We start from the raw sequence: 23,211 nt of genomic DNA, 5'->3' as shown, positions 1-23,211 counted from the left end.
CCCTTCGACCCCGCCGCCCTCACCCCGCCCCGGCCGCTGCCCGCGACGCACGGCGTCGCCGAGGTCAACGCCACCGCGGCGGGCGCCGCCCTCGAGCTGCTGCGGCACTGCGAGAACCTGATCGAGGCGCTGGCCGTCCTGCCCGCACCCGCGCTCAAGTCCGGGGGCCTCGGGGTGCGCGAACTGCGCCGCCTCGCCAAGACCGTCGACGTCGACGAGCAGCTCGCCGCGCTGCTCGTCGAGGTGCTCGCCGCGGCCGGCCTGATCGCGCGGGGCGTGCCCCAGCCGCCGCCGCCGACGGACGTCGACGACTACTGGGCGCCGACCACCGCCGCCGACGGCTGGTCGAACGCGCCGCCCGCGCAGCGCTGGGCCGTGCTCGCGGGCGCGTGGCTCGACGCGCCGCGACGTCCGTGGCTCGTCGGGCGCCGCGACGCGACGGACAAGCCGATCGCCGCACTGTCCGACGAGTGCCAGTCCACCGCCACGCCGCGCGAGCGGCGCCTGCTGCTGGAGCTGCTCGCCGAGGTGCCCGGGTCGGCGCCCGGCGCGGATGCGGCGCGAGCCGTGCTGGCCTGGCGGCGGCCGCGGTGGGCGGCCCGGCTCGGCGGCGACACGGTGGCCGAGACGCTGCGGGAGGCGACGGCGCTGGCCGTCGTCGCGCACGGCGCTCTCGCCTCGCCCGGCAAGGCGCTGCTGCACGGCGGCGACCCCGAGGCCGAGCTGTCCGCGGTCCTGCCGGAACCGGTCGACTACGTGCTGGTCCAGGCCGACCTGACGGTGGTGGCACCGGGCCCCCTGGTGCCCGAGCTCGCGGACCGCATCGCCCTCGTCGCCGACGTCGAGTCGGCGGGCGCGGCCACGGTGTACCGGGTGAGCGAGGCCGGCGTGCGCCGCGCCCTGGACGCGGGCACCGGCGCCACCGACCTGCACGCCCTGTTCGCCACGCATTCGCGCACTCCCGTCCCCCAGGCGCTGACCTACCTGATCGACGACGTCGCCCGCCGTCACGGCCGGCTCCGCGCCGGGATCGCCGCCTCGTTCGTCCGCTCCGACGACCCGGCGCTGCTCGCCGAGGTGCTCGGTCACCCCGTTGCCGGCCACCTCGCCCTGCGGGCCGTCGCACCGACGGTCGCGGTGTCGCAGGCGCCGCTGGCGGAGGTGCTCGCCGAGCTGCGCGGTGCGGGCTTCGCGCCCGCGGGCGAGGACGCCACCGGCGCGGTGCTGGACCTGCGGCCGCGAGGCGCACGGGTGTCGGTGCCGCGGGCACGGCCCCGCTACATCGGACCGACGCCGCCCACCGGGGAGCAACTCGACACCCTGATCCGCACGTTGCGCGCCGGGGACCGGGCCGCGGCCGCCCCGCGCGGCACCACGGTCCGCGGCGACGGCACCCGCACGGGCGGTGCCGCGACGATGGCGCTGCTGCAGCTCGCCGCGCACGGCAAGCGCAGCGTGCGGATCGGCTACGTCGACGCGCAGGGTGTCGCCACCCACCGCATCGTCGATCCCGTCGCCGTCGGCGGGGGGCAGCTCGAGGCGTTCGACCCCGCCGCGGGCACGGTCCGCAGCTTCGTGCTGCACCGCATCACCACGGTCGCGCTCGTGGAGTGACGGCGGCCGGTGGCGGGCCTGCCGCCGCACCTGGAGAATGGGGAGGTTCTGCCTGTTCCCGCGCTAGGAGGCGTCCGTGGCCGACGGACCGTTGATCGTCCAGTCCGACAAGACCCTGCTCCTCGAGGTCGACCACGCCCTCGCGAACGAGGCCCGCCAGGCCATCGCACCGTTCGCCGAGCTCGAACGCGCCCCCGAGCACGTGCACACCTACCGCGTCACCCCGCTGGCGCTGTGGAACGCCCGCGCCGCGGGGCACGACGCCGAGCAGGTCGTCGACGCCCTGGTCAGCCACTCCCGGTTCGCGGTCCCGCAGCCGCTGCTCGTCGACATCGTCGACACCATGGCCCGCTACGGCCGGTTGCAGCTGGTGAAGAACCCCGCGCACGGCCTGACCCTGGTCAGCCTCGACCGGGCGGTGCTCGAGGAGGTGATGCGCAACAAGAAGATCGCCCCGATGCTCGGCGCGCGCATCGACGACGACACCGTGATCGTGCATCCGAGCGAGCGCGGCCGGCTCAAGCAGATGCTGCTCAAGGTGGGCTGGCCGGCCGAGGACCTCGCCGGCTACGTCGACGGTGAGGCGCACGCGATCAGCCTCGACTTCGAGACCCACCCCTGGCACCTGCGGGACTACCAGGAGATGGCCGCGGACTCGTTCTGGGCCGGCGGCTCCGGCGTGGTGGTGCTGCCGTGCGGGGCGGGCAAGACGATGGTGGGTGCGGCCGCGATGGCCAAGGCGGGCGCCACCACCTTGATCCTGGTGACCAACACCGTCGCGGGCCGGCAGTGGAAGCGCGAGCTGATCGCCCGCACGTCGCTCACCGAGGACGAGATCGGCGAGTACTCCGGGGAGAAGAAGGAGATCCGCCCGGTCACCATCGCCACCTACCAGGTCGTCACCCGCAAGACGAAGGGCGAATACCGCCACCTCGAGCTGTTCGACTCCCGCGACTGGGGGCTGATGATCTACGACGAGGTGCACCTGCTGCCCGCCCCGGTGTTCCGGATGACCGCCGACCTGCAGTCCCGGCGACGGCTCGGCCTCACCGCGACCCTCGTGCGCGAGGACGGCCGCGAGGGCGACGTGTTCTCGCTCATCGGCCCCAAGCGCTACGACGCACCGTGGAAGGACATCGAGGCGCAGGGCTGGATCGCGCCCGCGGAGTGCGTCGAGGTGCGGGTGACCCTGACCGACGCGGAACGGATGGCGTACGCGGTGGCCGAGCCCGAGGAGCGGTACAAGCTGTGCTCGACCGCGCACACGAAGATCGCGGTGGTGAAGTCGATCCTCGACCGGCACCGCGACTCCCCCACCCTGATCATCGGGGCGTACCTCGATCAGCTCGACGAACTCGGCGAGGCGCTGGACGCGCCGGTGATCAAGGGTTCGACCCGGAACAAGGAGCGCGAGGAGCTGTTCGACCGCTTCCGCGCCGGTGAGCTGAAGGTGCTCGTCGTGTCGAAGGTCGCGAACTTCTCGATCGACCTGCCCGAGGCGTCGGTGGCGGTGCAGGTGTCCGGCACGTTCGGCTCGCGCCAGGAGGAGGCGCAGCGCCTCGGCCGGTTGCTGCGCCCCAAGCACGACGGCGGGCAGGCGCACTTCTACTCGGTCGTCGCGCGCGACACCCTCGACGCCGAGTACGCCGCGCACCGGCAGCGGTTCCTCGCCGAGCAGGGTTACGCGTACCGGATCACCGACGCGGACGATCTGCTCGGCCCCACCATCGGCTGACCGCCTGCCGGTTCAGCCGGGCGGGAGGCGGTACTCCTGTTCCGGTCGTCCCGTGCTGCCGTACCGCAGCTGCATCCGCAGCTGACCCTTGGTGACGAGCGCGGCGAGATAACGCTGGGCGGTCGCGCGGGACACCCCGATCGTCGCCGCCACCTCCCCCGCCGACATGGGTACGTTCGAGGTCGAGAGGGCTTGCAGGACAAGTTCTTTGGTCACCGATCGGGGCGTCCGATCGCCGGCGCCCGACGGTGCGGGGCGCAGCGCGGCGAGCGCCGAGTCGATCTCGGCCTGGGTGAGTTCGGCTCCGGCGACCAGACGCCGGTACTGCGCGTACGCCGACAACCGCCGCGCGAGTTCGGTGTTGGGAAACGGCTTGACCAGATATCCCGAGGCACCGGCGGCCAGCGCGGCCCGCACCGTCGTGCCCTCGGCGGCCGCGCCGAGTACGAATGCGTCGCAGTCGAGTTCGCGGATCAGATCGATGCCGGAGCCGTCGGGCAGGTACACGTCCACGAGCGCGAGGTCGACCGGGGCCTCGCGGACCGCGGCGCGCGCCGCTGCGACGGTTCCGGCGACCGCCGCGACGCGGAATCCGGCCACCGCGGCGACCACGCTCGCGTGCAGTTCCGCGACGCGGAAGTCGTCGTCGACGACGAGCACCGTCAGATCGGATCCGCCCATCCGGTGTCTCCTTCGTCGAGTACGTCGATCAGGGTGGCGACGAACACCGCGCCCCCGGTGGGATTGTCCGGGGTGCGCCGCCCGCCGGGGTCGGCGAGGGTCACGTCGCCGCCGTGCTGCCGGGCCACCTGCCGCGCCAGCGCCAGACCCATTCCGCGACCGCCCGGGACGGCACCGTCGGCGTGGGTGGTGACGCCCTCCCCGAAGACCTCCCCGGCCCGGCCGGCGGCGATGCCGGCACCGGTGTCCGCGACGGTCAGGTGCAGGTCGCGGCCGGCCTCGACGAGTTCGACCTCCACCTCGGCGGGGTCGTGCCCGTGCTCGCGGGCGGCCTCGATCGCGTTGTCGAGCAGGTTGCCCAGCACGGTCGTGACGTCCACGGGGCAGCGGACGGTGCCGCGCACCCAGGTGTTCTCACCGAGGACCAACGTCACCGCGCTCTCCCGCGCGTGGGCGGCCTTGGCGGTGAGGAAGGCGTGCAGGTACGGGTCGGCGACGGCGTCGAGTCCCTCGAGGGGCCGGCCGGTGGGCCCGGCTCCGAGGAGTTGCTCGAGGTACTCGGTGGCCTGCGTGCTGCGGCCCTGCTGCAGCAGGCCGTAGAGCAGGTGCAGGCGGTTCGCGGTCTCGTGCCGCTGGGCCCGCAGCGCGGTGGTCAGCGACTGCACGGCGTCGAGCTCGCGGGTGAGCTTCTCGACGTCGGTGCGGTCGCGCACCGACATCACGGTGCCCAGGTCGCGGCCGTCGCGCCGGACCCGTCGCGCGACGGCCAGCACGATCCGGTCGCCCGCGGCGGCGGCCACCGGCTCGTCGCGCGGGCGGCGCGCGACGTCGAGCAGGCGCGGGGTGAGCCCGACGTCCTCGAGTCGGTCCCCCACCCCGCCGCGCAGGTCGAGCAGCCGCCGGGCCTCGGCGTTGACTACGGTGACCACCCCCTCGGTGTCGGCGCCGATCACCCCTTCCCCGATGCCGTGCAGCACGACCTCCTGCTCCCGGACCAGCTCGGCGAGCTGCTCGGGCTCGAGGCCGAGGGTCAGCCGCTTCCACCGCCGGGCCAGCAGCGCCGAGCCCGCGGCACCGCAGGCCAGGGCGCCGGCCGCGACGAGAGCCGCCTGCGCGACGTCCTCGCGCAGCTCCGACCGGACGCGGTCGGTGGCGATGCCGACGCTGACCTCGCCGACGATTCGCTCCGAGCCGGGGGCGACGACGGGCACCTTGGCCCGGACGGAGTCGCCGAGGGTGCCGCGCTCGCTGCGCACCACCTCCCGTCCGGCCAGGGCCTCGTCGGGGTCGGTGCTGACCCGCAGACCGAGCAGCCGCGTGTCGGGATGGGCCAGCCGCAGTCCCTGCTCGTCGGTAACCACGACGAACAACGCGCCGGTGGCCGCGCGCACCGCCTCGGCGTCCTGCTGGACCGTGCCGGTCGCGAGCTCCGGGTTACCGGGTGCGACGACGCCGTCGTCGGCGGCCGCGAGCCTGGCCACCTCGGCCCGGACCGTGGCATCGGCTGCCACGGTCCGGGCGACGGCGAGGGCGCGTTGTCCGTGCTCGTCGGTGACGCGATCCTCGGTGGTGGTGACGAAGGCCGCGAATCCGAGTCCGAGCACCACCGCCACCACGGCGGACTGCAACAGCAGCACCTGAGTGCGCAGCCTCACGACGCCTCCGGCAGTTCGGGGTCCGACACGTTCGATCCGTTTCCCGCGACGGTACGTCGGTGCGGGTTCAGCCGAGCGGGATCTGGCCGAGCACGATGCCGACGGCCAGCATGGTGAGCGACACGATCGTCGCGCGCCACAGCACCTTGCGGTGGTGGTCGGCGAGCTGGACACCGGCGAGGGTGACGAGCAGCAGGATCGCGGGCACCAGCGGGCTCTGCATGTGCACGGGCTGGCCGGTGATCGAGGCGCGGGCCATCTCGACCGGCTCGATCCCGTACTGGGCGGCCGTCTCGGCCAGGACCGGCAGCACGCCGAAGTAGAAGGCGTCGTTGGTCATGAAGAACGTGAACGGGATGCTGAGCACGCCCGTGATCACCGCAAGGTAGGGGCCGAGCGCGTCCGGGATCGCGCCGGTCAGCCACTGCGCCATCTCCTCGACCATGCCGGTGCCCTGGAACACCCCGGTCAGGACGGCGGCCGCGAACACCATGGCCACGACCGACACGATGCTCGACGAGTGCCGGACGATCGCCTCGGACTGCTCCGATACGCGCGGGAAGTTCACGGCCAGCGCCAGGCCCGCGGCGATCATGAACAGGACGGGGATGGGCAGGACGTCGAGCCCGAGGACAACGAGCAGGGCGACGGTGAGCAGCGCGTTGAACGGCAGCAGCTTCGGCCGCAGGGTCGCGCGAGTCGGATCGAGACCTGCGACGAAACGGCCGCTCTCGTCGTCGCCGGTCGCGTCCGGGCCGGATCCGCTGCCGGTGCCACGCGCACCCGAACGACCCGCTCCTGTCGAGCCGCCGCGACCGGCTCCGGCCAGGACCGGCTCGGCGGTCCAGACCAGCTTGCCGAGGCGCCGCCGTTCCATGACTCCGAGGTGCAGCGCGAACCCGAGCACGACGACCAACCCCACGAGCAGCGACGGGATCATCGGGACGAACACATCCGACGGGGACAGGCCGAGCGCGCTGGCGGCGCGGACCGTCGGGCCACCCCACGGGATGATGTTCATCGTCGCGTTCGACAGGCCCGCAACGACCGTCAGCACCACGGGGCTCACCCGCAGCTTCAGGTACAGCGGCAGCATCGCCGACGTCGTGATGATGAACGTGGTCGAGCCGTCGCCGTCGAGGGAGACGACCATCGCCAGCACTGCCGTCCCCACGACGAGCCGCGCCGGGTCGTCCCGGACGAGTCGCAGGACGAGCCGCACCAGCGGGTCGAACAGACCCACGTCGATCATGATCCCGAAGAAGATGATCGCGAAGAACAGCAGCGCGGCCGTCGGGGCGAGGTCGGTGACCCCGTCGACGATCATGTCGCCGAGGTCGGCGCCGGCACCGGCGAACAGGCCGAAGGCGACCGGAACGAGGATCAGCCCGACGACGGGCGTGGCCCTCTTGGACAGGATCAGATACATGAAGACGGCGACCATGAGGAAGCCGAGGAAGACAAGCACGATCTGCTCGCTTTCGTCGGGGGAGGGTGCGGAGGAGGTTCGAGAACCCGGGTCGTCGCCCGGTGTGATCTCTGCTACACGGAAGTGTGGGGCAGGCCACTGTGGGCGGTCACCGTTGCGTGCGATAGCGCCGTTGTGCGCATTCTGCTCGAGTGCTTCGCCCCGGTCGGCGGGTTTGCCGGGACCGCACGAGGGGTACGCCCTCTGCATGGGCGCACGGGGCGAAACAGGTGGCCGGACCGCATCCGGCAGCCCCGGCCGAACGGCCACCAAGGCCGTGGACCGGGACAGCTCGACTACGACGACCGAGCGGCCGCGCCGTGCGGCCCCGTCGTCCGGAACGGCGAAAAGGCCGACGGCGTCGGCCACCGTCGACAGGGAACGAGCGCCCCGCAGACGTTCGGCCGCCACGAAACGGACCGCCACGGAATCGACCTCGGCGGCACCGCGGAAGACGTCGAAGCCGCGCACCGAACAGGCAACGGCCACCCGCCGATCGACGGCGGACACACCCCGGCGCCGCCCGGGGCAGGACGCCGCCACGAAATCGACCACCACGAAATCGACCACGGCGGCACCGCGGAAGACGTCGAAGCCACGCACCGAACAGGCAACGGCCACCCGCCGATCGACATCGGGTACGGCCCGGCGCGGCCGGGGCCAGGACGCCGCCACGCGTCCGGCACGTCCGCGGACGCGGACCGCCACCGCCGCCGGGGAGGATCGGCAGCGGCCCCGCGAGCAGTCCCGCACGTCCACGCCATCCCGGCCCTCGTCGGCATCCCGGCCCTCGTCGGCGGAGCGCACGTCCCGCCGACCGGCATCGGCATCGGAACACACCCGACCCACCGGGCTCGGTGATGCCCCTCCGAGCCGCAAGCGCCGGTCCGTCGCGGCCCTCGTCGAGTGGCTGAAGACCCACGTTCGCCGACTTGCGCGGGCGGTGCGGAAGCAACGAAGCGCGGTGATGCGCGATGTCCCCGAGTTGACGGACCAGCTCACCGACTCCGTCACCAACGGCAGTGCGAGCAGCAGGGCCGTCCTGAAAGGGGTGGGGGCCGTCCTTTCCGGCAAGAATCCCGTGTGGGCGGCGTTCAAGGGCCTGCTGTCCGGACTGAGCACCAAGACGAAGATCCTCCTTGCTCTCGCCGTCGTCCTGGTGGCGCTGCTGGCTCCGGTCCTGCTCGTGGTCGCCCTGCTGGCCCTGCTCGTCGCCGGCGTGATCGCAGCGATACGGGCCGCTACGCAGTGATCCGAAGGTTCTCGTGTCGAAGGGGTGGATCCTGCGCCATAGCGCGAGAGGGCTCCACAGCAACGTCCCCTTCGCCACCGCTGCGGCCACCCCTACGGGGCTCCACCGCAGACAAGCCGGTCGCATAAGCTGACGTCGTGCGCCGTTTCGACTTCCCCGTGGACCTGCCCCACGCCAAGGCCGTCAATCAGACCGTCGCCGAGGTGCGGCGGCTGCGGGTGTCGGGGATCGTGCTGGCGGTGCTGTTCGCGGCGGCCGCGGTGTGGCTGATCCTGATCGGCCGGGCGTGGTCCTTCGTCGTCGCGGCCGTGGTCATCGTCGCCGCGCTCACCGCTGCGTGGGTTGCGGTGTGGGCGCCGCGCAAGGTGGGCACGATCCAGCACCTGTACCGGGACAGTCCTCTGGTGCCGGCCGTGATTTCCGAACTCCGGCCACGCGGGATGACGCTGCTCGCCCTCGTGGACATCGCCAAACCGGAGACCGGCGTCCACCGCTATGCGCTGGTCGCCCGGGACGTCACGGCCGTCCCGGGGCACCGGGTGCAGGTCGGCGAGCGGGTGCCGTGTGTTGCGGTGCTGTCGGACCGCACCACTCGCAACACGAGCGGCGCGTGGCAGATGGTCAGCCCGATGCCGATCGCGTGGGGCACCCGCGACGCCTCGGTGCTGCGGGAGGCCGCCGCCGCGATCGACGAGACCGAGTGGAAGGTGGTCGAGGGCAAGCTGTCCCTCTCGGACGAGGTCACGGCCAGGGACGAGCGCCGGCTCGTGCTGGACCCGAAGGACCTGCCCTCCGACCTGCGCTGACCATGCGACCCGTCGTCCTCGCCGGAAGCACCGTCGTTCTCACGGTGCCCGTGCCGGACGACGTCGACGCGCTCACCGCCGCCTGCCGGGACCGGTCGATCGTGCGGTGGACGACGGTCCCCGACCCCTACACCCGCGCCGACGCGCAACGGTTCGTCGGCGACGTGGTGCCCGCCGGCTGGGAGGGACACAGCCCGGTGTGGGCGGTGCGGACCACCGCCGACGGCCCGCTGCTGGGCACGATCGGGCTGATCGCGCGCGACCCGTCGGCCGCGGAGATCGGATACTGGATCGCCCCGGCCGCACGCACCCGCGGGCTCGCGACGGCCGCGGTGAACCTGTTGTGCGACTTCGCCTTCGGCGCGGACGGCCTGAGCCTGGGCCGGATCGAGTGGCGGGCTCTGGCCGCCAATCTCGCGTCGGCGGCGGTGGCGCGGCGCGTCGGCTTCCGCTTCGAGGGGGTGCAACGGCGCGGGGTGCTACAGCGCGGGGTGCGGCACGACGCGTGGGTCGCGGGTCTGCTGCCCGACGACCCACGCGTGCCGGCCGACGGGTGGCCGATGTGATCGGCACGGCCGACGGCGGCGCCGGTCAGCGCAGTTCGGGCAGTACCTCCTTCTCGAACAACTCGATGCCCGAGGTGTCGTAGGCGGCCTCGGGGAAATAGAGGATCGCGTACGTCATGCCCTGCTTCTTCAGTGCGGTGAAGTTCTCGACGATCTGCTCGGGAGTGCCGACGGCGGGCAGACCCCGGAACGCGTCGAGCGCACCGTCGGCCTTCTCCGGCCCGACGTACGGTTCGAGCCGAGCGCGCAGCGCCGCGAGGCGCTCCTGCACCTCGGCTTCGGTACGGCCGATGGCGACGTTGTAGTTCGCCGAGCGCACGATGGCGTCGAAATCGGTGCCCACCTCGGCGCAGTGCCCCCGCAGGATCTCCGACTTGTGGGCGAAACCCTCCGGGGTGCCGTCGAAGTTGGTGTACTGCGCGTACTTCGCCGCGATCTTCAGCGTCACCTTCTCCCCGCCACCGGCGATCCACAACGGGATGCCGCCCTCCTGCAGCGGCAGCGGCCGCACGACGGCACCGTCCACCTGGTAGTGCCTACCGTGCAGGGTGGCGGTGCCGGTGGTCCAGGCCTGGCGGAAGATCTGCACACCCTCGTCGAGGCGGCGCAACCGTTCCGGCGCGGACGGGAAGCCGTATCCGTAGGCGCGCCATTCGTGCTCGTACCATCCGCCCCCGATGCCCATCTCGATGCGGCCGCCGGAGATGATGTCCGCGGTCGCGGCGACCTTCGCCAGGTAGGCGGGGTTGCGGTAGCTCATGGCGGTGCACATCTGTCCGATGCGCACGTTCTCGGTGACCGCGGCGAACGCCGACACCAGCGACCAGGCCTCGTGGGTGGTCTCCTCGGTGGGCAGGGGCACGGTGTGGAAGTGGTCGTACACCCAGATCGATTCCCACGGGCCGGCGTCGGCGCGCTGCGCCAGATCGCGCATCACCCGCCACTGCTCGGCGGGATCGATGCCGACGAGGTCGAGCCGCCAGCCCTGGGGGACGAACATTCCGAATCGCATGTGGGATTCCTGTCTTCGAGGTCGGGGCCTGCATGCCGGCCGGGTGACGGCGAAGCCGTCCGCCGGCCGATCCCCAGTATCGCGGACCGGCGCCGGTCGCGCGGGGTTCCCTCCGCGCGACCGGGGCCGCGCAGTCAGGCCGTCGCCGCTCGAGCCGGCACAGCGTCGAACCGGCCGGCCGGGCGGTCGAGCCCGTAGTGCCCGCGCAACGTCGTCGAGGTGTATTCGGTGCGGAACAGTCCCCGATCCCGGAGGATCGGCACGACCTGCTCGACGAAGTCCTCGAGTCCGCCGGGTAGATACGGCGGCATGACGTTGAAGCCGTCGGCGGCCTCGCTGTCGAACCACAGCTGCAGTTCGTCGGCGATCTGCTCGGGGGTGCCGGCGAAGGTGCGGTGCCCGCGTCCGCCGCCGAGCTTGCCGATGAGCTGGCGCACGGTCAGGTGCTCGTTCTCGGCGAGGTTCTTCACCAGCTCGTAGCGGCTCTTGTTGCCCTGGATCCGGTCGAGCGGCGGCAACGGAGGCAGCGGCGCGTCGAGGGCATGTTCGGTGAGGTCCACCCCCAGCATCCCGGAGAGCTGACGCAGCGAGTACGCCGGCGAGATCAGGTCGGTGAACTCCTGCTCGAGCGCCTTCGCCTCGGCCGCGGTGTCGCCGATGAACGGCACGATCCCGGGGAGCACCTTCAGCGAGTGCGGATCGCGTCCCGCCGCGGCCACGCGGGCCTTCAGGTCGCGGTAGAACGCCTGCCCCTCGGCCAGGGTGCGCTGCGCGGTGAAGACCGCCTCGGCGTACCGGGCGGCGAAATCCTTTCCGCTCTCCGAGGATCCGGCCTGTACCAGTACGGGACGGCCTTGCGGGGAGCGCGGGGAGTTCAGTGGTCCGCGCACCGTGAACCGCGGGCCGTCGTGGTCGATGGTGTGCACCTTGGCCGGGTCGGCGAACCGGCCGCTGTCGACGTCCAGCTCGACGGCATCGTCGTCCCAGCTGTCCCACAGGTCGACGGCGACGTCGACGAACTCGGCGGCGCGGTCGTAACGGCCGGCGTGGTCCGGTGTCTCGTCGTAGCCGAAGTTGGCCGCCTCGTCGGCGCCGCCCGAGGTCACGATGTTCCAGCCGGCGCGGCCGTGGCTGATGTGGTCGAGCGAGGCGAACTTGCGGGCGAGGTTGAACGGCTCGTTGTAGCCGGTCGACGCGGTCGCGATCAGGCCCACCCGCTCGGTGACGACGGCCATCGCGGACAGCAGGGTGATCGGCTCGAAGATCGCCTGGATGTTGTGTTCCACGCGGGGACCGGTCGCGAGGCCGTCGGCGAAGAACACCGAGTCGAGCTTGCCGCGTTCGGCGATCTGTGCGAGCTCCTGGAAGTGCGCGACGTCGAGGACGCGGCGCTCGTCGGTGCGCGGGTGCCGCCAGGCGGCCTCGTGGTGGCCGACCCCCATCAGGAAGGCGTTGAGGTGGAACTGCTTCGGGGACTGGGACATGACAACCTCTTCGGGTGCGTGGGAACGGAGGGGCTACCGGTCTGCGCGCCAGCGGGACAGCCGGCGCTCGACTGCGACGAGGATCCCGTTGAAGGTCAGACCGACGAGGGAGATGGCGACGATGCCGGCATACATGTTCGGGATCTGGAAGTTGAGCTGCGAGGCGGTGATCAGATAGCCGAGACCTGCTTTGGCGCCGACCATCTCGGCCGCGATGAGCACGAGGATCGACGAGGCCGCAGCCATCCGGATGCCGGTGAAGATCGTCGGCACGGCAGCCGGCAGGATCACCTTCTGGAACAGGCGGTGGGAAGGCAGACCGAGGGAACGGGCCGATTTGACCAGCAGCGGATCCACGGTGCGCACGCCGGAGACGGTGTTGAGCAGGATCGGGAAGGTGCTCGCGTAGATCACCAGCGCCACCTTCGAGGTCTCGCCGATGCCCAGGATCAGGATGAACACGGGCAGCAGTGCGAGCGCGGCGGTGTTGCGGAACAGCTCGAGGATCGGATCGAGGAACTCGGCCACCGGCCGGTACCAGCCGATCGCCACCCCGAGCGGGATCGCGACGAGCACCGCGATCACGAAACCGGTGACGGCCCGGGACAGGCTGGCGCCGAGGTGCTCGGCGAGCCGGCCGCTCCCGATCAGCTGGGTGAAGGCCTCCGCGACCACGGTGAAGGGCGGCAGGAACACCTCGTCGACGAGCCCGAGCCGGGGCGCGGTCTCCCAGACCGCGAGGAAGGCGAGGATCGCGAGGGCCGGCTTCACACCGCGCCACACGAGGGCACCGACCCGGCGTCCGGTCCCGGCGCCCGGGGCGGGCAGGGCCGGCGCGGGTCGCTGCTCCGCGAGGGCCCCGTCAAGCTCGACGGGGTCGATCAGCGTGGCGCTCGGACTAGACATGCTGCGCCTCCTGGGTTGCGGCACCGAACTCGTGGTGCTGCGCGCGCTCGACCTCCGCGTGCAGCAACGACCAGATCCGGTGTCGATAGTGTCGGAATGCCTCGCCGGACCGGACGTCGTCGACGGTGCGATCGATGTCGATGTCCACGACGGTCTTGACCCGCCCGGGCCGGGAGGTGAGCACGGCGACGCGCTGTCCGAGGTAGATCGCCTCGTCGATGCCGTGGGTGATGAACAGGATGGTCTTGCCGGTCTCGTGCCGGATCCGCAACAGCTCGTCCTGCAACGACTCCCGGGTCTGCGCGTCGAGGGCGGCGAACGGCTCGTCCATGAGGAGCACCTCGGGGTCGAACGCCAGGCTCCGGGCGATCGCGACGCGCTGTTTCATGCCGCCGGACAGCTCGTGCGGATAGCGCTCGCCGAACCCGCCCAGCCCCACCAGCTCGAGGTAGTGCTCGGCCAGCGCGCGGCGCTGTCGCCGGGGCAGGCCCTTCGCCTCGAGGCCGAATTCGATGTTGTGCCGCGCGGTGCGCCACGGCAGGAGCGCGTACTGCTGGAAGACGATGCCCCGGTCCAGGCCCGGCCCGGAGATCGGCTGTCCGTCGAGCAGGATCCGTCCCGACGTCGGGCTGCTCAGCCCGCCGAGAAGGTCGAGCAGCGTGGACTTGCCGCAGCCGCTGGGACCGACGAGGACGAGGAACTCACCGTCGTCCAGGTCGAGGCTGACATCGTCGAGGGCAGTGAACGCGGTGTCCGTACCGCGGACCGGGAACTGCTTGGTCACGTGCTCGAGTCGGAGCTTCGGGGTGGTGCTCATTTCGCCTCCTCGACGGGTTCACCGTTCGGACCGCTCGACGGTTCGTAGGTGCCGTTGGCGTAGGGGTTGAATTCGTTGGTGTAGATGTCGGCCGGGGTGAACGTGCCCTCGGGCAGTTCGCCGTTCCGGGCGAGCCAGTCGAGCCAGGTCCGGATCTCCTGTTCCGTGATCGTCCCGCCCGGCCCGGCGACGCCGGGGCTCTTGTAGAACTCGACGAGGTCGGTGTTCTCGTTGCGGCCGCGGCCGTTGATGATCTCCTTGTACTCGGCGATGACCTCGTCGCGTGGGGTGGTCTGCGCCCAGCGAACGGCCCGCGCCGTGCCCTGCACGAAATCCGCCACCGCGTCCCGGTTCTCGGCGATGAAGTCGTCTCGGAAGACGTACGTGCCGTAGCTGAACGCCCCGAACAGGGACTCGTCGGTGAACAGCGGACGGAGTCCGCCGCGCGAGACCGCGGTCTCGCGGAACACGCTGCCGAGGGTGCCCACGTCGATCTGCCCTTCCCGCAGGGCCTGCTCGGTGTTCACCGGGGGCACGACGATCAGTTCGACCTGCTCGATCTCGTCCGGGGTCAGTCCCTGCCGGGCGAGCCATTCGCGGACGAGGAACTCGTGGTGGGCACCGAGCGTGTTCATCCCCACCTTCTTGCCGATCAGATCCCGGGCGGTGCGGATCGGGCTGTCCTCGAGCACGTAGTAGCCGTTGAACGACTCCTTGTCGGAGCCGTAGTAGCTGATGACCGACGTGATCGGTGAGTTGGCGGCGGCGAGCTTGATGACGGCGCCGTTGAATGCGCCGCCGAACTCGGTCTGGCCGGTGGCCGCGGACTGGATGTCCTGCGGACCGCTGGTGGTGTCGCCCACCCAGTCCAGCGCGACGTTCTCGTAGTAGCCGAGGTTCTCCGCGAGTTCGGGATAGGTGACCTGGCCGGCCGAGCCCTGATAGCGCAGGACGGTGCGACCGTCTTCCGTGGTGGTGGTCTCCGACCCCGAGGAGCAGGCCGCGACCCCCGCGGCGAGGGTGACGAGAGTGGCTGCGACCGCAGCCGACCGGACCAGTCGGCTGCGCAGCGTGGAATACGACATCGCGAGAGTTGTCCCTTACGTTCGACGAAGAGGCCCGGCAGGGCGGGCACGGAGAAATGCGGCGCGCGGCGACAGCGAAGGCGTACGCGCAACCGGGATTCGCGGTGCGGCAACGGAAGATCGCGCGACGGCGGCCGGACGGGCCGGCACGCCGGGCTACACCGGGAGGGTCAGCGACAACAGTCCGGACACTCGTACACGGTGGACTCCTTCTGCGGCGATCGGACTCCGAAAGTCTGTCCCGGGCAGCCGCGCCGGGTCAACGCTTCGGCGCATCCGTGTGCGGATCCCTTGACATGTTCGGTCCGGTGCCGTATCGGTCGCGATCCCGCCGCCGGTCGGTACGATCGCCCCATGCGCACCGCCGTGCTCGCCGACGCCTTCGAGCAGCATCGGCCGCACCTGCTCTCCGTCGCCTACCGGCTGACCGGCAGCGTCGCCGACGCCGAGGACGCGGTCCAGGACGCGTGGCTGCGCCTCGACGGCGCCGACACCGACCGGATCGACGATCTGCGGGCGTGGCTGACCACCGTCGTCGGACGCCTGTGCCTCGACCGGCTGCGGTCGGCGACGGCGCGCCGGGAGAACTACGTCGGCCAGTGGCTGCCCGAACCGATCGTCACCCCGCTCGGCGGATCGGCACCCCCGGATCCGCTGGAAGCCGTTGTGCGGCACGAGGACAGCAGGATGGTGGCGATGGTCGTGCTGGACACGCTCACCCCCGCCCAGCGCGTGGCCTTCGTCCTGCACGACGGGTTCGCCGTGCCGTTCGACGAGATCGCCGGCATTCTCGACGTCACGCCGGCATCCGCGCGCCAGCTCGCCTCCCGCGGTAGGCGGGCCGTTGCGGCCGCGCCGCCACCGGTGCCGGCCGCCGAGCACGCCGAGGCGGTGCAGCGGCTGATGACCGCCCTCGCCTCCGGGGACCTCGCGGCGGTGGTCGCGGCACTCGATCCCGATGCCCGGGTGATCGGGGACGCGGGCGGCACCACCCGCACCGCGATCAACGTCGTCGTCGGCGCCGAACGGTTCGCCCGGTTCTTCCTGGGCCTGATGCAGCGTTACGGCGCCGAGGCGTTCCTCGCCGGCACACCGGCGCTCGTCAACGGCGAACGCGGGTTCGTCAGCGTCGGCTCCCCCGGCGACGGAACCCACCGCGCCTTCGCCGGCCGGGTCGTCGGCTGCACGGTCCGCGACGGGCGGGTCTGGGCGGCCTACGACATGGCGAATCCCGACAAGCTCCGCGGCGTCCTGCTCGACCGCGGAGACGACGACCGGGCATAGCGAACCGGACCGAATCCGTCGACCGGACGGTGCGGTCGGTTTCACCCCAGGTGCAGCCATCGGCCGACCGAGGGCACCTCGCGCTCGTCGACCGCGAACACGAGGTACCACCCCGGCGGCGCGAGGTCGGGGTCGGTGGGCAGGTGCAGCGTGACCGATCCACCCGCTCCGGCGGTGAACGCGACGTCGACCAGGCGTTGCTCGCTGTCGCACGAGTGGGTGCAGGCGCCCGGACGGATCAGGCCGACCGCCTGCAGAGAGCCGCGCGTGTGCACGGTCGCGGCAACGGTTCCCCCGTATCCGCCCTCGGTGGCGGCCGGCTCGAGTGTCGGCCGGTCGCCGTGGAACAGATACGGGGGCCAGTAGATCTCGATACGCAGGTCCTCCGTTTTGCGGGCCGGATTCGAGCCGGCGGTGACCACTTTCCCGTCGGGGGTCAGCAGGGCGACCGAATGGTAGAGCCTGGGCACCCGGGAGGGCGCGGTGTGCGTCCACACGCCGGTGGCGGGCCGGTAGATCTCCGCATGGGGCGGCGCGCCGTGCGCCGTCTCCTCCACCGCCGAACCACCCGTGGCGAGCACCGTGCGGTCCGGGAGCAGCACCGCGCTCAGATGCATGCGGGCATGGGCCATCGGGGGACCGGGCCGATAGGTGGGCTCCGGTTCGGTGAGGTCGACGATCCGCGTGTCGGCGAGTGCAGGGGCAGGACTGTGCAGGTCGAATCCCCCGCCGCCGAGGATCATGACCTTCTGCTGCTGGGCCGGCGGTAGCAGCACGCTCGCCGCCTGATTACGGGAACCGGGCACAGCCAGGCCGTCCACGGCGGTGACGTGGCCCGTATCGGGATCCCACACGGACGGCCGCATCCCGTTGTTACCGCCGTATTGACCGCCGGAATAGAAGATCCGGCCGTCCGCGAGCAGGAACAGGTGCGCATACATCGGGATCGGGCCCGGCGACGGCAGTTCCGACCACGTCGCGGTCGCCGCGGCGTACCGCTCGGGAACCACCGAGAGATGGTTGTCGGCGCCGAGTCCGGACACCGCGACCACGTCCCCGTCGCCGAGGGCGACCAGCGTCGGATACCACCGCCCGTACGCCATGTCGGCGGTCGCCGACCACTCCCCCGTGACCGGATCGAAGACGAGCGCGTCCTTCAGACCGTAGAACGGGTCGTACCGTTCGGTGCCCCCGGCCGCGAGAAGGCGCCCGTCGGGAAGAAACGCCTGCCCGACGCAGAACAGGTCGATCGGTGTGGGCGGAGCGTCGAGTTCGGGAGCGGGGTAGTGCCAGACTCTGGTGCGGAATCGGTGTGCCGCATGGTGGTCGGGATCGTTCCCGGAGCCTGCGAAGAAGAGCACGTCCCCGGTGTGCAGCAGCGCCGCGTGCACGGGATTGATCTCGGTGCCGAAGTCGAGCAGGCGCCAGAGGCCCAGGTCGGGCGCCTCGTCGACGTCCGTGACGAGTTCGACCACGCGGAGGTATCCGGTGTTGCGCTGCGGTGGGTTGTCCGTCGCGAGCACGACCAGTTCGGGCCGGGAACCGTCGCCCCGATCCAGCACTGCGGCTGCCGCACCCTGGTTCTCCCAGAACCCCCATGCCGGGACGGTGGACCACACACTCCAGCCGTCGAGGGCGTGACCGGATCCGTCCAGACCCCAGCCGATCGTGTAGTGACCACCGTTCTCCCCCGGCGGATTGTCGACGGCGAGCACGATCAGTTCGGGCCGGCCGTCGCCGTCGAGGTCGGTGACGGCGATGCCCGCACCCTGGTTCTCCCAGCCGTACCAGTCCGGCACGGGCACCCAGGGCGTCCAGCCGGCGGTCAGCGTTCCCTCGGGCGTGAGCCCCCGGCCCAGCCGGAACTGTCCGCTGTTCTGGCCGGGCGGGTTGTCGACGACGAAGACCACGAGGGTGGGCAAGCCGTCGAGGTCGGTGATCGCGATGTCGGCGCCCTGGTTCTCCCACCCGTACCAGTCCGGGACCGCGATCCACGGCGTCCATCCTCCCGTGACCGTTCCGTCGGCGGCCAGGTCGCGGCCGATGCGGAAGTATCCGGAATTCTGGCCGGGCGGGTTGTCGACGACGAAGACGACGAGGTCGAGCGAGCCGGTACCGCCGAGGTCCGCGACGGCGATACCGGCGCCCTGGTTCTCCCAGCCCCACCAATCGGGAACGGGGATCCAGGACTCCCAGCTGCGCACCGTTCCGTCGGCGGCCAGCCCGTGTCCGACCCGGTACCAGCCGGTGTTCTGCTCTCGCGGGTTGTCGATCATGAGAGCGACGACGTCCGGTGCGCCGTCACCGTCGATGTCGGCGACGGCGACGCCGCAGTCGTGATTCTCCCAGCTGAACCAGTCCGGAACAGGCACGAAACCACCGGCCATGGCGCCTCCCAGTATCCGTGTCCGGCCGCGGTCGGGTCCGCGAACGAGACACCACGAACAGTGTCGCCCATCCGCACTCGCGTGTCCGGGACGGACACGCCTAGGCTTCCGTGTCCGGGACGGACACGCCTAGGCTTCGGCCATGGAGCAACGACTGAGCTTCGTCACTCTCGCCGTCGCCGACCTCGATCGCACCCGGCGCTTCTACGTCGACGGACTCGGCTGGACCCCGGTCGTCGACGTGCCCGGCGAGGTGGTGATGATCCAGGTCGGCCCGCACCTCGTCCTGTCCCTGTGGGACGAACGGCAGTTCGCGGCCGAGGTCGGCCCCGTTCAGCGCGGCGGTGTCCCGCCCGTGACGCTCGCCCACAACGTCGCCGACCGAGCGGACGTCGACCGGGTGCTGGATACCGCCCGCCGCGCCGGAGCCGATCCGGTCTCCGGCGCGGTCGAGCGCGAGTGGGGCGGTTACACAGGGTATTTCGCGGACCCCGACGGATTCCGGTGGGAGATCGCCTGGAATCCGGGTCCCATCGGTCAGCTCGTGCTGCCCTGAGCCGCGTCGTCCTGCAGCCACGGCACCCGGCACGCGTCGGTGCTGAAACCCTGCTCGTGGATTCCCAGGGCCGAGTTCATCCGGGCCCGCATGTTCTCGAGCGCGATCTGGTACGTCAGTTCCACCACCCCGGCCCGCCCGAAGCGGCGCTCGAGGTCGGCGACCTGCTCGTCCGTCACCGCGACGGCCGCACCGCCGGCCCCGCCGGCTCCCGTCATGGCGTCGGCGTACGCGATCGCCGCACGCTCGTCGTCGCTGTAGGCGTCGGAGGTCGCGTAGTCGGCGATGTGCTCGAGGCGGTCCACGTCGAGCCCGTCGAGCCGCTGCAGCATCGTGCCGAAGTCGACGCACCAGGAGCACCCGACGCTCCAGGCCACCCGGTACACCGCGAGCTCGCGGACGTGGGACGGCAGCGCCGTCGAGGCGCGCTCGACGAGCGTCTCGTGCACGGCGTTCGCCCGCATCAGCGCCGGATGGTGGGCGTAGACGGCGAACGGCTCGGGCACCTCCCCGAAGCGGCGCCGGGCCACCCGGTAGGCGATCTTCGTCGTGACGCCGGCCTCGGCCGGTGTCACCGCGGGAATGCGCGCCATGACCTTACTCCGTTCCCCGGGCCCCGAGCGGGGCCGTTCATCTCTTCGGACGAGACAGCCCCGCCGGATGTGACACGACCGCCGCCGGAGGCCGGGAAGGGCGCGGCTAAGCTGCAGAAATGGCAGAAATCGCGTCCTCACGTCGGGTCCGCACCGTCGAAAGGCTGCGCCCGTTCGCGTCCACGATCTTCGCCGAGATGACCGCCCTGGCCGTTACGCACGACGCCGTGAACCTCGGCCAGGGTTTTCCCGACACGGACGGCCCCCGCGCGATGCTCGACGTCGCGCGCCAGGCCATCGCCGACGGCGTCAACCAGTACCCGCCCGGGCCGGGCACGCCCGAGTTGCGCCGGGCGATCGCAGCGGACCGCGCCGCCCGGTACGGGCTCGAGCACGACCCCGACACCGAGGTCCTCGTCACCGTCGGCGCCACCGAGGCGATCAGCGCCGCCATCCTCGGTCTCGTCGAACCGGGCGACGAGGTGCTGCTCACCGAGCCCTACTACGACTCCTACGCCGCGTCCGTGGCGCTGGCGGGGGCGAGCCGCCGCACGGTGCCGCTCGCCCGCGCGGGGTCCGGGTTCGTCCTGGACGTGGACGCGCTGCGCGCCGCGGTCACCGAGCGCACCCGCATGCTCGTGGTCAACACCCCGCACAACCCGACGGGCACGGTCTACGACGACGCGGCGCTCGGCGCGCTCGCGGAACTGGCCTGTGAGCGGGACCTGCTGGTGCTGTCCGACGAGGTGTACGAGCACCTGGTGTTCGACGGCCGCCGGCACCGGCCGCTCGCGTCGCTGCCCGGCATGGCCGAACGCACCGTCACCGTGTCCAGCGCCGCGAAGACGTTCAACGTCACCGGCTGGAAGATCGGGTGGGCGCTCGGCCCCCGCGAACTGATCGACGGGGTACGCGCGGCGAAACAGTTCATGTCGTTCGTCGCCGGGGCGCCGTTCCAGCCCGCCGTCGCGTATGCGCTGACCCACGAGCAGCCGTGGATCGCCGCCCAGCGCGACGATCTACAGCGCAGGCGCGACCTGCTCTCCGGCGCTCTCGCCGACGCCGGATTCGGCGTATTAGAGTCGGCTGGAACATATTTCGTCTGCGCGGACATCACCCCCGTCGGTGCGACGGACGGTGTCGCCTTCTGCCGCGCACTGCCCGAACGCATCGGGGCGGTCGCGGTCCCGGTCAGCGCCTTCGTCGACGACCCCCAGCAGTGGAATCACCTGGTGCGCTTCGCCTTCTGCAAGCGCGACGAGGTCCTTCTCGAGGGCGCCCGGCGGCTGCGCGGCCTGCGGGAGCACGGCTGAACATGACCGCCCCCGCCACCATTCCCTCCGACTTCGTGCGCCGCTCGGTGGTTCTGGCCGCGGCGAACGGCGTGGATCTGGCCCCGGCCCTGGATGCGGCCCGGATCAGTCGCGCGGTGCTCGCCCACCCGCACGCGCGCCTCACCCCCGAACAGGTCACCCGGTTCACGCAGAAGACCTGGGATCTCACCGGTGACGAGTTGTTCGGCCTCGGGCCGGGGCCGGTGCCCCGCGGCACCTTCCGGGTGATGTGCCTGACGCTGATCCACTGCCGGGACCTCGCGCAGGCCCTCGAACGGATGATCGAGGTCAACCGCGTGCTGCCGACGCTGCCGAGACTGCGGCTGACGCCGGGCCCGCAGACGACCCGGCTCGAGGTGGTGCTGCCGGAGCCGTGCGACGACAAGACCCGCGTCATCCTCGATTTCCTGCTCATCCTGCTGCACCGCTTCGCGGCCTGGCTCGTCGGCGGACGAGTACGGCTCGCGGCGGTCACGGTTCCCTACGGCGAGCCCGATCCGGTGCTCGCGAAGAACTACGACGCGATCTTCGGGGTGCCGGTCACCTTCGACGCCGTCGGGGCGGCGCTCGAGATCGACAACGCGGCACTGCGGTCGCCCATCGTGCAGACCGAGGAGACGCTCGAGGAGTACCTGCGCGAATCGCCGAATCTGATGATGTCGGAACGCGACTACGACTCCACCGCCGCGTCGCAGGTGCGCCGGATCTTCGAGTCGGGCATCGAGGGCCGCACGGCGACCGCCGAAGAAGTCGCGGAGATGCTGTCGGTGAGCGCACCGCATCTGCGGCGCCTGCTCCGGCAGGAGGGCACCTCGCTCGGGCAGTTGCGCGAGGAGGTGCTGCGCGACACGGCGATCGCCGGGCTGCGCCGCGGCGAACCGGTGGACGCGCTGTCGGCGCGCCTCGGGTTCTCCGAGCCGAGCGCGTTCCGGCGCGCCTTCAAGCGGTGGACGGGCAAGACCCCGCGCGCGTATCGGTAGGTTCGCCGCTTCACGCGACGCAGAACTCGTTGCCCTCCGGGTCGGTCATGGTGATCCACTCACTCGGCCCCTGCCGGCCCCGGTGCAGGACGGTCGCGCCCGCCTCGACGAGACGCCCGGCGAGCGCCTCACGTTCCTCCCCGGCCCGGATGTCGAAGTGCAGCCGGTTCTTCACCGTCTTGCCCTCGGGCACCCGCTGGAAGAGCACGCGCGGCCGCGCGGGCACCGCGGGATCGGAGATTGCGGCGCCCGCCTTCCAGACCAGGACGCCCTCGAAGGTCTCGGTGTCGTCCTCGCGGGCGTGGCCGGCGGCGACCAGGCCGCGGATGAAGTCCTCGTTACTCGGCTCCACCCGCCAGCCCAGTGCGGCCGCCCACCATTTCGCCAGCGTGTGCGGGTCGTTGGAATCGACCGTCACCTGGAATTCGTAACCCATGCGGCGACGGTACGACGAGCCTCCGACAGGTCAGGGCTGAACGAGGATCCGGATCGGATCCCCGATGTGATTGTGCAGCTTCTCGATGCCCTCGGCGATGTTCTCCAGGGGGACGATCTCGCTGATCGAGCGGGAAATGTCCAGGCGTCCGCGGGAGACGAGCGCGGCGAGCGTCTCGATGTCGACATTCTTGTAACCGAGGTGGCCCATCACGTGCTTGCGTGACAGTCCGAACGTGGCGGTCGGGCCCAGGGAGGCCTCCTGCCCGCTCAGCCCGACCACCACGACGCGGCCACCGGTCATCACGCACTGCAGGGCCTGGTCGAAGGTGGCCTTCACGCCCGCCGAGTCGAAGGCCACGTCGAGCATCTTCCCGTCGGTCGCCTCGGCGACCTTCTGCACCAGGTCCGGGTCGCGGGTGTCGAACGCGTGGTCGGCGCCGAGTTCGAGGGCCCGTTCCAGCACCGCGGGATTGATGTCGAACGCGAGGACCGGCACGGCACCGATCAGGCGGGCGAGCTGCACGATGTGGGTGCCCACCCCGCCGACCCCCCACACGC

General features: G+C 71.5%; 21 protein-coding genes. 9 read left to right on the top strand and 12 right to left on the bottom strand.

Annotated elements, in window-relative coordinates; translation table 11 throughout:
• Together G6038_RS25860 and G6038_RS25855 are read left to right on the top strand one after the other, a co-directional pair.
• Positions 1 to 1,614, top strand: a 1,614-nt coding sequence (locus G6038_RS25860; protein WP_165041056.1) for a helicase-associated domain-containing protein, incomplete at its 5' end; no start/stop codon positions are given.
• A 76-nt stretch (positions 1,615 to 1,690) separates the two neighbouring features.
• Complete coding sequence (locus tag G6038_RS25855) at positions 1,691 to 3,349, top strand: DNA repair helicase XPB (protein WP_165041054.1); 1,659 nt, start codon at positions 1,691 to 1,693, stop codon at positions 3,347 to 3,349.
• Positions 3,350 to 3,361: 12 nt separating this feature from the next.
• On the opposite strand, the gene G6038_RS25850 is transcribed toward G6038_RS25855, so the two are convergent.
• The 3 genes from G6038_RS25850 to G6038_RS25840 form a co-directional block, all read right to left on the bottom strand.
• The gene (locus tag G6038_RS25850; protein ID WP_165041052.1) at positions 3,362 to 4,030 is read right to left on the bottom strand and encodes a response regulator; all 669 of its coding nucleotides are present in this window, start codon (positions 4,028 to 4,030) and stop codon (positions 3,362 to 3,364) included.
• Complete coding sequence (locus tag G6038_RS25845) at positions 4,012 to 5,685, bottom strand: sensor histidine kinase (protein ID WP_165041050.1); 1,674 nt, start codon at positions 5,683 to 5,685, stop codon at positions 4,012 to 4,014. Before G6038_RS25845 ends, G6038_RS25850 begins: the two co-directional genes overlap by 19 nt.
• A gap of 67 nt (positions 5,686 to 5,752) precedes the next feature.
• Positions 5,753 to 7,153: a citrate:proton symporter gene (locus G6038_RS25840; protein WP_165041048.1), complete on the bottom strand. Its 1,401-nt coding sequence runs from the start codon at positions 7,151 to 7,153 to the stop codon at positions 5,753 to 5,755.
• Between the two features lie 967 nt (positions 7,154 to 8,120).
• Between G6038_RS25840 and G6038_RS25835 the strand changes: the two genes are divergently transcribed.
• The 3 genes from G6038_RS25835 to G6038_RS25825 all read left to right on the top strand — a co-directional run bounded on the left by G6038_RS25835 (position 8,121) and on the right by G6038_RS25825 (position 9,777).
• On the top strand, positions 8,121 to 8,405 hold the full coding sequence (locus G6038_RS25835; RefSeq protein WP_206025633.1) for a hypothetical protein: 285 nt from the start codon (positions 8,121 to 8,123) through the stop codon (positions 8,403 to 8,405).
• Positions 8,406 to 8,542: 137 nt separating this feature from the next.
• Positions 8,543 to 9,211: a DUF3239 domain-containing protein gene (locus G6038_RS25830; RefSeq protein ID WP_346772921.1), complete on the top strand. Its 669-nt coding sequence runs from the start codon at positions 8,543 to 8,545 to the stop codon at positions 9,209 to 9,211.
• Positions 9,212 to 9,213: 2 nt separating this feature from the next.
• The gene (locus G6038_RS25825) at positions 9,214 to 9,777 is read left to right on the top strand and encodes a GNAT family N-acetyltransferase (RefSeq protein WP_165041046.1); all 564 of its coding nucleotides are present in this window, start codon (positions 9,214 to 9,216) and stop codon (positions 9,775 to 9,777) included.
• Positions 9,778 to 9,802: 25 nt separating this feature from the next.
• Here G6038_RS25825 and G6038_RS25820 read toward each other — a convergent pair whose 3' ends face one another.
• The 5 genes from G6038_RS25820 to G6038_RS25800 form a co-directional block, all read right to left on the bottom strand.
• Positions 9,803 to 10,789, bottom strand: a complete 987-nt coding sequence (locus G6038_RS25820) for an LLM class F420-dependent oxidoreductase (protein WP_165041044.1) — start codon at positions 10,787 to 10,789, stop codon at positions 9,803 to 9,805.
• A 134-nt stretch (positions 10,790 to 10,923) separates the two neighbouring features.
• Complete coding sequence (locus G6038_RS25815) at positions 10,924 to 12,273, bottom strand: LLM class flavin-dependent oxidoreductase (protein ID WP_165041042.1); 1,350 nt, start codon at positions 12,271 to 12,273, stop codon at positions 10,924 to 10,926.
• A 33-nt stretch (positions 12,274 to 12,306) separates the two neighbouring features.
• On the bottom strand, positions 12,307 to 13,179 hold the full coding sequence (locus tag G6038_RS25810; RefSeq protein WP_165041040.1) for an ABC transporter permease: 873 nt from the start codon (positions 13,177 to 13,179) through the stop codon (positions 12,307 to 12,309).
• The gene (locus G6038_RS25805; RefSeq protein WP_165041038.1) at positions 13,172 to 13,996 is read right to left on the bottom strand and encodes an ABC transporter ATP-binding protein; all 825 of its coding nucleotides are present in this window, start codon (positions 13,994 to 13,996) and stop codon (positions 13,172 to 13,174) included. The genes G6038_RS25810 and G6038_RS25805 overlap by 8 nt, the downstream gene beginning before the upstream one ends.
• Positions 13,993 to 15,081 carry an ABC transporter substrate-binding protein gene (locus G6038_RS25800; protein ID WP_165041037.1) on the bottom strand — a complete coding sequence of 363 codons (1,089 nt, stop codon included), beginning with the start codon at positions 15,079 to 15,081 and terminating at the stop codon, positions 13,993 to 13,995. The genes G6038_RS25805 and G6038_RS25800 overlap by 4 nt, the downstream gene beginning before the upstream one ends.
• Before the next feature lie 354 nt (positions 15,082 to 15,435).
• Here G6038_RS25800 and G6038_RS25795 point away from each other — a divergent pair, with 354 nt between their 5' ends.
• Positions 15,436 to 16,365: a sigma-70 family RNA polymerase sigma factor gene (locus tag G6038_RS25795; RefSeq protein WP_165041035.1), complete on the top strand. Its 930-nt coding sequence runs from the start codon at positions 15,436 to 15,438 to the stop codon at positions 16,363 to 16,365.
• Positions 16,366 to 16,406: 41 nt separating this feature from the next.
• Here G6038_RS25795 and G6038_RS25790 read toward each other — a convergent pair whose 3' ends face one another.
• Positions 16,407 to 18,752, bottom strand: coding sequence for a galactose oxidase-like domain-containing protein (locus G6038_RS25790; protein WP_165041033.1), 2,346 nt, complete (start codon positions 18,750 to 18,752; stop codon positions 16,407 to 16,409).
• 142 nt (positions 18,753 to 18,894) lie between these two features.
• On the opposite strand from G6038_RS25790, the gene G6038_RS25785 reads away from it, so the two are divergent.
• Positions 18,895 to 19,308 carry a VOC family protein gene (locus tag G6038_RS25785; RefSeq protein WP_165041031.1) on the top strand — a complete coding sequence of 138 codons (414 nt, stop codon included), beginning with the start codon at positions 18,895 to 18,897 and terminating at the stop codon, positions 19,306 to 19,308.
• Here the strand turns inward: G6038_RS25785 and G6038_RS25780 are convergent.
• A complete protein-coding gene (locus tag G6038_RS25780) occupies positions 19,290 to 19,901 on the bottom strand; it encodes a carboxymuconolactone decarboxylase family protein (protein WP_165041029.1) in 612 nt (203 codons plus the stop codon). The genes G6038_RS25785 and G6038_RS25780 overlap by 19 nt on opposite strands.
• Positions 19,902 to 20,020: 119 nt before the next feature.
• Here G6038_RS25780 and G6038_RS25775 point away from each other — a divergent pair, with 119 nt between their 5' ends.
• Both G6038_RS25775 and G6038_RS25770 read left to right on the top strand, forming a co-directional pair.
• Entirely contained in the window at positions 20,021 to 21,214 is a 1,194-nt protein-coding gene (locus G6038_RS25775; protein WP_165041027.1) for a pyridoxal phosphate-dependent aminotransferase, read from the top strand.
• 2 nt (positions 21,215 to 21,216) lie between these two features.
• Entirely contained in the window at positions 21,217 to 22,215 is a 999-nt protein-coding gene (locus G6038_RS25770; protein WP_165041025.1) for an AraC family transcriptional regulator, read from the top strand.
• Between the two features lie 10 nt (positions 22,216 to 22,225).
• Here the strand turns inward: G6038_RS25770 and G6038_RS25765 are convergent, their stop codons facing one another.
• Positions 22,226 to 22,651, bottom strand: a complete 426-nt coding sequence (locus tag G6038_RS25765) for a VOC family protein (RefSeq protein ID WP_165041023.1) — start codon at positions 22,649 to 22,651, stop codon at positions 22,226 to 22,228.
• Positions 22,652 to 22,681: 30 nt separating this feature from the next.
• Positions 22,682 to 23,211 (bottom strand): zinc-binding dehydrogenase (locus G6038_RS25760; protein ID WP_165041021.1); only part of this gene is annotated, 530 nt, incomplete at its 5' end.

It is taken from the genome of Rhodococcus sp. 14C212, assembly GCF_011058195.1.
GTDB classification, from domain to species: Bacteria; Actinomycetota; Actinomycetes; order Mycobacteriales; family Mycobacteriaceae; genus Rhodococcus; species Rhodococcus aetherivorans.
Note: the sequence above shows the minus strand (reverse complement) of the source record. Positions and strands in the feature narration are given on the sequence as shown.